Here is a 9694-nt window from a genome sequence, read left to right as displayed (position 1 = left end):
GGCCCGGGCGGTGCCGGGGCGCCGGGCGCGTCCCCGGAGGCGCCGGCCGGCGCCTCCGCGCCGGAGCCGGCCCGCACGCCGCAGGTGCCCGCCTCCGCGCCGGGCGCCTCCCCGGGGGTGACGTCCGTGCCGGGGAAGACCAGCCGGGCCCGGTCGAGGAGCGCGCCCACCGTCTCCTCCATGTCGAAGCGCTCCTCCAGCCGCGCCAGTTGCCCCCGCCCGGCGCTGGTGGCCACCCGCGGCGGGACGAAGTTGCGGCAGCAGTCCTCGTCCGGCAGCCGGGAGACCGTCTCGGTGCCGATCCGCGCCGCCTCCGCCAGGATCTCCTTCTTGTCCCAGCCGAGCAGCGGCCGCAGCACCGGCAGCGGTACGGCGGCGTCCACGGCCGCCATGTTGGAGAGCGTCTGGCTCGCCACCTGCCCCAGGCTGTCCCCGGTGACCAGCGCCCGGGCCCGGGCCCGGCGCGCCAGTTCCGCACCCACCCGGGCCATCAGCCGCCGCTGCGCCACGATCTGGAGCCGCCCCGCTCCCGCGGTGGCCAGGGAGCGCTGGGCGCTGCCGAGCGGCACGATGTGCAGCCGTGCCCCCGGCTGGTAGCGGGCCAGCTCGCGGACCAGGGCGTACGCCTTGTAGGCCGATGCGGGCCCGGTGTACGGCGCGCCGGTGAAGTGCACGAACTCGCAGCGCAGCCCGCGTCGCATCGCGCGGTAGGCCGCGACGGGGGAGTCGTACCCGCCGGAGAGCAGCGCCACGGCCCGTCCGCTGGCGCCGACGGGCAGTCCGCCCTGCCCCGGCAGGCGCTCGACGGAGAGGTATGCCGCGTCCCGGTCGATCTCGACCGAGAGCTCCGTGTCCGGGCTGCCGAGATCCACCCGGAGGCCCAGCTCCTCCCGGATCCGGGCCCCCAGGAACGCGGCGAGCTGCGTGGAGCGCAGCGGGAACGCCTTGTCGCGGCGCCGGGCCCGCACCGCGAAGGTGCCGGTGCCGCCGGAGCGGCCGGCCACCAGCTCCACGGCTGCCGCTGCGATCTCCCGCTCGTCCTTCGGCACCGCGAGTGCCGGCTGCACGAGGTCGTACCCCATGACCTGCCTGACCCGTGCGGTCAGCTCCTCCACGGGGGCGTTGCCGGACACCTCGGTGACGCTGCCCCGCGTCGTGACGCGCACCGGGCCGACCCCTTCGAGGGCGGCCCGCAGGTTGTTCCGCAGGCGGTTCTCGAAGCGGTTGCGGTTGCGCCCCTTGAGGACGATCTCCCCGTGCTTCAGCAGGACACACCGGCGCGTCACGGTTCTCCGCCTCCCGTCGTCTCGCGCACGCACTTCCCGTCACCCCGCCCCGGGACCACCCGGGACGACGTGCTGCCCGCCGTCCGGCTCCGCGCCGGCCGTTCCTGAGGGACCCGGTGGCCCGGGGCCTTCAGGACCGGCCGGGCGACTTCCGGGCCAGGGCGGCCTGAAAGCCCCGGTACTGCTCCAGTTCGGTCCACGGCCGCTGCTCGCGGGGCCGCCCCGCCTGCACGGCCCAGATACCGGCGAGAACCCCCGCTATGAGCGGAATGGTCAGCCACATCAGTGCATCCATCGCGATCTCCTTCCGCAGGCTCCGAAAGCCCGGTGGTCTTCCCCCGAGTGGTCCGTGTCTCCCGCGTCTCTCCCGCGTCTCTCCCGCGTGTCTCCGCGTGTCTCCGCGTGTCTCCGCGTGTACCGGCGTGTTCCCCGTACGGGCGGCGGGCAGTCGGGCGTCTACCGGCCCGATTCCGGACCGTGACGTGCACGCCTGTCATTCTGTCATGATCGACCGGCAGATCCCGCACGCCGGGCCTCGCGCCGGGCCGCGGGTGCGGCGCCCGCACACAGCCGTCCGCGGACGCCGGTCCCCGTCCCCTGCGGCGCATGACCACGGCCGGGAGGGGCACGCGGACGGCATGGTCGGCGATCCCAGCGAGGACGTGCAGGCGCGCCGCCGCGGCGCGGCCGGGCACCGGGCCGTGCCGCACACGGCCGATGTGCGCATCGAGGCCTGGGGGCCCAGCCGGGAGCAGTGCCTGGTGGAGGCGGCGCGGGGCATGGTCGGCTGGTTCGCCGACGTCTCCGGCGCCCGTCCGGCCGCCGTGCACCGTCTGCACCTGGCGGACACCGGCGACGCCGACACGCTGGCCGCCCTGCTGGACGAGGTGGTCTACCGGCTGGAGGTGTACGGCGAGGTGCCGGTGGAGGTCGAGGCCCGTCCGGCTGCCGGTGGCGGGCTGGACGTACGCCTGGGGGTGACCGGGCTGGACGCGGTGCCGCGTACCGGCTCGGCGCCGAAGGGCGTCTCCTGGAACGAGCTGCGGCTGGCGCCCGGTCCCTACGGCTGGTCCTGCGCCGCCACCATCGACGTCTGAGCGCTCCGGACCCGGACCCCCGGAGCCGGACGCCGTAGGCGTGCCCCGCTCACCGTCCGGCCTCCGGCGGGACCGGCCGCCCGCCGTTGAGCACGGCCGCCGGGTCGAGGTCCCGGGCGGTGAGCGCCTGCGCGGTCTCCGCCAGCCGTCTGCGGTTCTTCTCCGCGTACGTGCGCAGCAGGCCCGACGCCTCGGCGATCGAGACGCCGGCGTACTCCGCGATCATGCCCTTGGCCGCTTCGAGCATGGTCTTCGCCGAGATCGCGCCCTGGACACGGCTCAGGACGTCCTCCGCGGTCGTGGGCTCCTGCGACCAGTGCATCAGGGCCAGCACGGCGGCGTCCGCCAGGGCCTGGGCCAGTCCCTGGTGGTGCTCCGGGAGGTCCCCGCTCCGGGTGCGGAAGAAGTTGACCGCACCGATCACCCGGTGGTGCATCTGGAGCGGGACGGTGTACATGGCCTGGAAGCCGGCGCCCAGTGCGGCGGGGACCAGCCGGGGCCAGTGCTCCCGCTCCCGGGCGAGGTCGGGGACACCGCGGGCCAGCCCCGTGCGGTAGGCGTCCATGCACGGGCCGGAGCCGGTCTGGAGCTGGAGCAGCTCGAGGAACTCGGCCTCGTCCTCGGAAGCCGCCATGGTCCGCAGGCTGCCGCGGGCGTCGGCCATCATCACCGCGGCCGCGTCGACGTCCAGCAGCTCCACGGAAGCTGCGACCAGGCGGTGGAAGAGGAGGAGGGGGTCGAACTCGTCGGAGAAGGTGTCCGCCAGCCCCACGAAGGCCCTGGCCAACTGCTCGTCGCGGCTCATGCTCGTCTCCCGTCCCCGGTTGCGCCCCTGTGTCTCAGTCATTTCCGGTGACGTCCGTTCTGCGGTTGACGATTGCGCGGGCGAGTTCGGTCGCCGTTGTTCCTTCTGCGAAGGCGCGGGCTCGCAACAGGGCGAGAGCCTCGTCGATGCCGACGCCGAGCCGCACCATGAGCATTCCGGCGGCCTGGTGAATCTCCTCGTGATTCGCTTCCGCCCCCGATAGCCACGCTACGACTTCTTCCGCCCCGGCGGAACGCCGGTCCAGCGCGACCAGGGCGAAGGTGGCCACGTCGGCGGCGGCGAAGGCCGTGCGCACCTGGCGTGCGGTGAGCGGGCCGGGCGTCCCCCGGTACAGGTCCAGCGTGCCGAGCCCGGCGACCCCGTCGCCCAGCGGTACGGAGAAGACGGCGTGGGCGCCGACGCGCAGGGCCTCCGCGGTGAAGAGCGGCCACCGCCGGGCCGAGGAACTGTCGGTCAGGTCGGGGGCGAAGACGGGCGCCTTTCCTGCGCCGACCTGACAGCTCGGACCCTCGCCGAGGGTGTACTGCATCTCCGCGAGGCCGGCGGCGACGTCGTCGGTGGCGCAGAGCATGGTGGAAGCGTCGGCACTGTGCCCGGTGACGGAGAGTGACACACCGGAGACCTGGAGAAGTCCCACGGAGGTCTCGCAGAGCCTGCGCAGGGACGAGCCGGACGCCGCTCCGCGCACGCTCTCGGCGAGCGCCTCGACGATCCGCCGTTCGTCGCAGGAGGTGCCGAGGTCACCGGCGTCGTCACGGCCGTGACCGCCCGTGTTGTCGCCGCGGTCCCGCGTCACGCCGTTCCACCTCCGACCCGTCTGGCCCCCGTCACGGCCGGTGCGGCGCCGGCCGTGACCCATTCTCCTCCGGCCGGGCTCCCGGAGGGAAGCTGCGCCCCCGGTTTCCTCCGAACGGCCACGTGTACACCGGTCTCCCCCCGGGGTCGCTCCCGGTCCCGACGGGCGTCCCGCTCACTCCGCCGTGGGCAGCGGGCCGCGGCAGGGCGTGCGGCGCGCTCGTCCGGCGAAGAAGTTCTGGGGAACGACTGTGTCGTCATCCGCATCTCACCTCGCCCCGCGTTGCACACCGGTGACGACGCGGCACCCGACGGGCGTAACCGAGGGGTGCGGCGGCGCCCGATCGAGTGACCGTCAAGTGTGACCCGCGGGATTCCGTTTACGTTGTTTGACCGCTGCCACCCGTGAAGAGGAGGCTGCGAAAAGTCCAGAAACACATGCTAGGTGCCGCGACGGGCGAATATGCCCGAGCGGCCCTTGCCGGGAAGGTTGCGCCATGGCCGAAGAAGCGTTGTCGCCCGTCCGGGCGGACTCCGTGCATCTGCCGGGGGAGGCCGGAAGTTCCCTGTGGCTGCTGCGGGCGGAGGGAGGAATCGACAGTGCGGACCACCCGCTTTTCGCTCTGGCCACCGAGCCTCCGTCCCACGTCGCCGCCCCCACCGTCGCCATGGACCTCACGTTGGTGCACCTGTTGTCCGCCCGGGGCGCACGCGGCCTGCTGTGCTGCGCGGAGCACTTCGCCGCTGCCGGCGCCGCGCTGCGGCTGGCCGTCGCGAACCCCGCCATCGAGCGCGTGCTCGAGGTCTCCGGGGTGGCGGAGGCGACCGAGGTCCACCCGAACGTGCAGGAGCTGTTCGAGGCGTGTGTTCCGCGGGGCGCGCTGGAGGCCGCGGTCGTCGGTGCGGGACGGCCGGAGGCCGGCGCTCCGGCGACCGGCCTGTGCGCCGGGGACGGGGAGGCCGCGGGGAAGGAGGTCGAGGCGCTCCGCGCGGAGGTGCGGAACCTGCGCGCGAGGGTCCGCACCCATCCACTGATCGACCAGGCCCTGGGCGTGCTGCTGGAACGCTACGGGTTGCCGGGTCCGCGCCGGGCCTTCGAACTGCTGCGGAGATGTTCGCAGGTGTACAACATCCGGCTCCGGACCCTGGCGGCCGCCCTGGTGGCCGACCCGCGGGGCGACGGGGAGCAGCCACCGGCGGCCCATCGCCAGCCGCCCCGGCTCTCCTTCCTGCCCCGTGACCACGCCGGCACGGTCAACGCCGGCACGGTCGTCAACGCCGTGCTGGAGCGCACCCTGGAGATCGCGGGCGCCGACATGGGCAGCGTGCAGCTCGTCGACCCCCTCACCGGCGGCCTCCGGCTGGAGGCGCACGAGGGCCTGTCGGAGGAGTTCGTCGACTTCTTCGACCGCGTCGGCGGGGACGGCACGCCCTGCGGGCAGGCGGCGCGGCACCGGGTCCGGGTGACGGTCACCGATGTGGCCACCGGCTCCGGCGCGTTCCCGGAAAGCGTACGGGCGGTGCTCCTCGCCGCGGGCAGCCGGGCCGTGCACAGCACGCCGCTGACGGACGGCGCGGCGTGCGTGGGCGTGGCCAACGCCCACATGGCGCGGCCGGGGCGGATGCTGACCTCCGGTCAGGCCCGTGCGCTGGACGAGATGGGTGCTCAGGCCGGTCGGTGGCTCACCTGGCACCGGAACACGGCCGTGCGCGACGCGCTGAAGTACCTGCACCTGCGGGCACCCGGCTTCCGCGACGACGGGACCGGGCCGGGCGAACCGGCCGCTCCCGGGCACGAGGCGGGAGTGCCCAGGACACGCTGAGCGACGCGTGCCGGAGGACCGCACCTCCGGCACGGTGGTGGGCGCCTGCCGACGGGGCCTCCGGCTGCGGCCGGAGGCCCCGTCGGCGTGCGGAGACGGGGTCCGTCCCGCGCGCCTCCCGCGGTGGCGAACGGCCCCGTTCCAGCGCCTGGGTGAGCCCGGCTCGTCCTCCCCGCGCAGCGCGCGTCCCGCGTGATTTTCACTTCTCCTTCTGTCACGGTTTATGCAGATTCGTTCAGAGAGAGGATGGATCGTGCACAGATGCATGCGCGGGGTCCGCAGGGGCGTGCTCGCCGCCGGTCCGGGCGGTGTGGGCGCGTGCGGGCCGGGTGCCTCTCCTGGACGCCCCGAGGCTCGCCGCTGACACATCGCGAATGACCGGCGGTGCCGTGGCCGGCCCGCCGGTGTAGGGAGACGTGCGCATGGCTCACCAGCACCGAAGAGGCGGCCCCCCGGCCGCGCCCCCTGCGGCCCGGCAGCCCGTCGGCGGCGCGGCCGTCGTTCCGGCCGCGTCCGCCACGGCGGCCCGCGGCCCGGCCTGCCGACCGGGCCCGGACTCCGAGGGACCGGTCGTCCGATGACGGTGGAGAGCACCGGAACGGCCCCCGAGGCCCCGCCCCGGGAACCGGGGCGGCCGGAAGACCTGACGGACACACCGGAGCCCGGTTCCCGGAGACCCGGGCGGGACCGGAGCGGAGGGCACGGCAGGGCGACCAGCAGCACCACCGCCGCCGTCCCCGCGCCCCGCTCCCGCCCGCACCGGACCGGCACCCCGCCGCGCGACCGCGGGCAGGCCGTCTGCCTGGTGGCCGCCGACTGTCTGGCCGCCACGACCGCACTCGCCACGGTCCGCCCCCGTGCCGCCCTGCTGGGTCTGGTGCCGGCGCTGGTGGTGCTGGTCGCCCTGCACCAGCAGGGCGGTCTCTACCGTCGCGGGCCGTGGAGCACGGCCTGCGACGAGCTTCCCGGGCTGCTGTGGCGGGCGGCCCTCGCCTGGGGCGCCGCCACCACCGTGGTCGTCGTCGTACGGCCGGAACTCACCGTCGGCTGGACGCGGTTGCTGTGCCTCGTCGCCGTGCACGTCGTTCTGGTGGTGCTGCTGCGCGGCGCCGTGTACGGCCGGCAGCGCCGCCGCCGGCGGCGCAACCCGCGCTCCACCCTGGTCGTCGGGACCCCTGCGGTGGCGCGCAGGATCGCCGCCGTGCTCCACGAGCACCCGGAGTACGGGATCCGCCCCGTGGGCCTGGTGGTGCCGCACGCCGCCCCCGAGGAGGCGGCCGGGCCCGGTGCCGCGCCACCGGGTCAGGGCGACGCGGCCGGCCTGCCGGTGCCCGTGCTCACCGCCGCCGAGGACGTCACCCGGGCTGTCGTCCAGAACTCCGTGTGCGACGCGGTCTTCACCCGCCGCGCCCTGGGGGATCCCGAGACCACGGAGCTGATGGCCCTGTTCCGTGGACTCGGCTGTGCCGTCTGGGTGATCGACGGTGAGACCGCGCCCGGCGGTCTCGCCTGGCACGCCGAGGAGGCCGGCCATGTCTGGGGCTTCCCGTGCGTGCGCCTCCGCCCGCCGACGCGGCGGGTCTGCGCCCACGCGGCCAAGCGTGCCGTCGACGTCACCGTGGCGGCGCTCGCCCTGCTCGCCGCCGCGCCGCTGCTCGCGCTCTGTGCCCTCGCCGTCCGCCTCGCCGACGGTCCCGGTGTGCTCTTCCGGCAGGAACGCGTCGGCGTCCACGGCCGCCCGTTCGTGATGCTGAAGTTCCGCAGCCTGCGCCCCACCGGTCACCACGAGTCGGCCACCCGCTGGAACGTCGCCGGGGACATGCGGATGAGCGCCGTCGGACGCTTCCTGCGCCGCACGTCGCTCGACGAACTGCCGCAACTGTGGAACGTGCTGCGCGGGGACATGAGCCTGGTGGGGCCGCGGCCGGAGCGGCCCTACTTCGTCCAGCAGTTCAGCACGGCACACCCCGGATATGCGGCCCGGCACCGGATGCCCGTCGGCATCACCGGGCTCGCCCAGGTCAGCGGTCTGCGCGGCGACACCTCCATCGAGGACCGGGCGCGCTTCGACAACCACTACATCGAGACCTGGTCGCTCTGGCAGGACGTCCGCATCCTGGCACGCACCGCCGGAGCCGTCTTCCGTCTGGCCGGGAGCTGAGAGGTGACACCCCGGCGGGCCGTGGGGCCGAGGCAGAGCGGTCCCCGCCGGAAGCGCTACCTCATGAGTCGATGCGTGTGCCGATTCGTTCCCTGAGGGGTGGAATCTGCTAGCGTGCGCCGCGTCACCTTCCGTATGCAGACGTATGCGGAGTGTGATGGTGATACGTGTTCGGACAGTGCACGAAGGGCAACCACAACCATGCGCAAGATCAAGCAGATCGTGACCGTCGCCGCTGCGGTCGGTCTGGCCGGCCTGGGGGCCGGCACCGCAGCCGCCCACACGGAGGGCGGCCCGTACAGCCCGCACCCGCAGGGCTACAGCCAGTCCGCTCCGCAGCAGCAGCAGGCTCCGCAGCAGTACCCGGCGCAGCAGCAGGCGCCGCAGCAGCAGATGCCGCAGCAGCAGTACCCGCAGCAGGAGCAGGCGCCGCAGCAGCAGTACCCGCAGCAGCAGGCGCCGCACCAGCAGGCACCGCAGTACCCGGCGCAGCAGCAGGCTCCGCTCCAGGCCCCGCAGCAGCAGGCTCCGCAGCAGCAGATGCCGCAGCAGCAGGCTCCGCTCCAGGCCCCGCAGCAGCAGATGCCGCAGCAGAGCCCGGCGCCGCAGGCCGCCCCCCAGGCGGCCCCGCAGAACGTCACCTACTCGACGTCGACGCGGACGACCTACGTCAACCGCCCGGCGATGCAGTGCACGCAGAAGACCGCGGTCCAGCTCAACGTGCCGGTCGCGGTGCTGCGCCCGGCCCGGACCACCGGCTTCGTCTGTGAGCAGGAGAACGCCGCGTTCAACCGGTACTGATCCGTCGCGCCGAGGTCCCGGCCCCCCGGGTCACCAGCGGGGGGAGGGGCCGGGGGCGACAGCACGCGGCCGTCGGGCCGTGAACAGCCGATGATGCGGTCCATGAGCGGTTCGTGACGGGTGTGGACCGTCATCACCACGAAGCCTCCGTGCGGTCGGGTGCCCCTCCTCGCCGCCGCACGGGGGCTGTCGTGGAGCACGACGGGGCGGCCCCTCCCGCCGCCGCGCTGGGCCAGTCAAGCGTCGTTCGTACCCCTCGGGGGCACAAAGGGGGAACGGGACGCATGTGAGGCTTGCGGCCGGAGAGTTCTGCATTACGCTGCACACGGCCACGCCGGCCGCCCGGTGGTTCCCTGAGCACGAGTCACGGGGTGACCTCGATCTCGGAACCGAGTCGTCGTCTCCAGGGCCGGCGTGGCCCTGCACTGTCTACCCTGCCGTATCGCCCTCCCCGCCGCACCGCTCCCGCCGTACAGCGCTCGGCCCCGGGGACCCGTCCGCACGGGTCCCCGGGGCCGTTCCGCTGCCTTCCGGTTCAGCGGGGGGAGACGCTGCTGGAGCTGGAGCCGGAGCACTCCGTCGTGGTCGTGGTCTTCTCGATCACCAGCTCGCGCACGGCCCGCCCGCGGGCCTCCGCGTGCGCCCGGCCCGAGGCGGAGCACTCGACGCTGCTCTCGGTGGTCGCCTGCCGGTTCTTGCCGGTCAGGGTGCGTTCGATCTCCTGGACGCACCGGTAGCCGTCCTCGGTCTGCGTGCACGTCGGTGCGGGCCCGCTCTGGGCCAGCGCCAGGCCGGCCCCCGGCAGCGCGAAACCACCCAGCAGGGCGGCGACGACAGCGGCCTTGGCCTTGGTCGGGTTCAGCATCGGTGTCTTCCTTTCTTCCGGTCTTCCGGTCTTCTTCCGG

The 9694-nt window shown here is 74.3% G+C and carries 9 protein-coding genes; 4 read left to right on the top strand and 5 right to left on the bottom strand.

Annotation, left to right across the window (positions count from 1 at the left end):
- A partial coding sequence (gene thiI, locus HOY81_RS20820; protein WP_237321999.1) for a tRNA uracil 4-sulfurtransferase ThiI occupies positions 1-1286 on the bottom strand: 1286 nt, incomplete at its 3' end.
- Between the two features lie 130 nt (positions 1287-1416).
- Entirely contained in the window at positions 1417-1581 is a 165-nt protein-coding gene (locus HOY81_RS20815) for a hypothetical protein (RefSeq protein WP_237321998.1), read from the bottom strand.
- Positions 1582-1924: 343 nt separating this feature from the next.
- Between HOY81_RS20815 and HOY81_RS20810 the strand changes: the two genes are divergently transcribed.
- Positions 1925-2383 (top strand): archease, encoded by a 459-nt coding sequence (locus HOY81_RS20810; protein ID WP_237321997.1) that lies wholly within the window; start codon positions 1925-1927, stop codon positions 2381-2383.
- A 49-nt stretch (positions 2384-2432) separates the two neighbouring features.
- Here HOY81_RS20810 and HOY81_RS20805 read toward each other — a convergent pair whose 3' ends face one another.
- Complete coding sequence (locus HOY81_RS20805) at positions 2433-3188, bottom strand: GAF and ANTAR domain-containing protein (protein WP_237321996.1); 756 nt, start codon at positions 3186-3188, stop codon at positions 2433-2435.
- Between the two features lie 34 nt (positions 3189-3222).
- Positions 3223-4005 carry a GAF and ANTAR domain-containing protein gene (locus HOY81_RS20800; protein ID WP_237321995.1) on the bottom strand — a complete coding sequence of 261 codons (783 nt, stop codon included), beginning with the start codon at positions 4003-4005 and terminating at the stop codon, positions 3223-3225.
- Between the two features lie 496 nt (positions 4006-4501).
- On the opposite strand from HOY81_RS20800, the gene HOY81_RS20795 reads away from it, so the two are divergent.
- The 3 genes from HOY81_RS20795 to HOY81_RS20785 all read left to right on the top strand — a co-directional run bounded on the left by HOY81_RS20795 (position 4502) and on the right by HOY81_RS20785 (position 8789).
- Positions 4502-5827, top strand: coding sequence for an ANTAR domain-containing protein (locus HOY81_RS20795; RefSeq protein ID WP_237321994.1), 1326 nt, complete (start codon positions 4502-4504; stop codon positions 5825-5827).
- A gap of 577 nt (positions 5828-6404) precedes the next feature.
- Positions 6405-7988 (top strand): exopolysaccharide biosynthesis polyprenyl glycosylphosphotransferase, encoded by a 1584-nt coding sequence (locus HOY81_RS20790; protein ID WP_237321993.1) that lies wholly within the window; start codon positions 6405-6407, stop codon positions 7986-7988.
- A gap of 201 nt (positions 7989-8189) precedes the next feature.
- Complete coding sequence (locus HOY81_RS20785; RefSeq protein WP_237321992.1) at positions 8190-8789, top strand: hypothetical protein; 600 nt, start codon at positions 8190-8192, stop codon at positions 8787-8789.
- A 535-nt stretch (positions 8790-9324) separates the two neighbouring features.
- Here HOY81_RS20785 and HOY81_RS20780 read toward each other — a convergent pair.
- A complete protein-coding gene (locus tag HOY81_RS20780) occupies positions 9325-9654 on the bottom strand; it encodes a hypothetical protein (RefSeq protein WP_237321991.1) in 330 nt (109 codons plus the stop codon).
- Positions 9655-9694: the final 40 nt, after the last annotated feature.

Source organism: Streptomyces sp. JJ36 (assembly GCF_021696945.1).
Taxonomy (GTDB): domain Bacteria; phylum Actinomycetota; class Actinomycetes; order Streptomycetales; family Streptomycetaceae; genus Streptomyces.
This window is presented reverse-complemented; position numbering and strand designations above follow the sequence as displayed.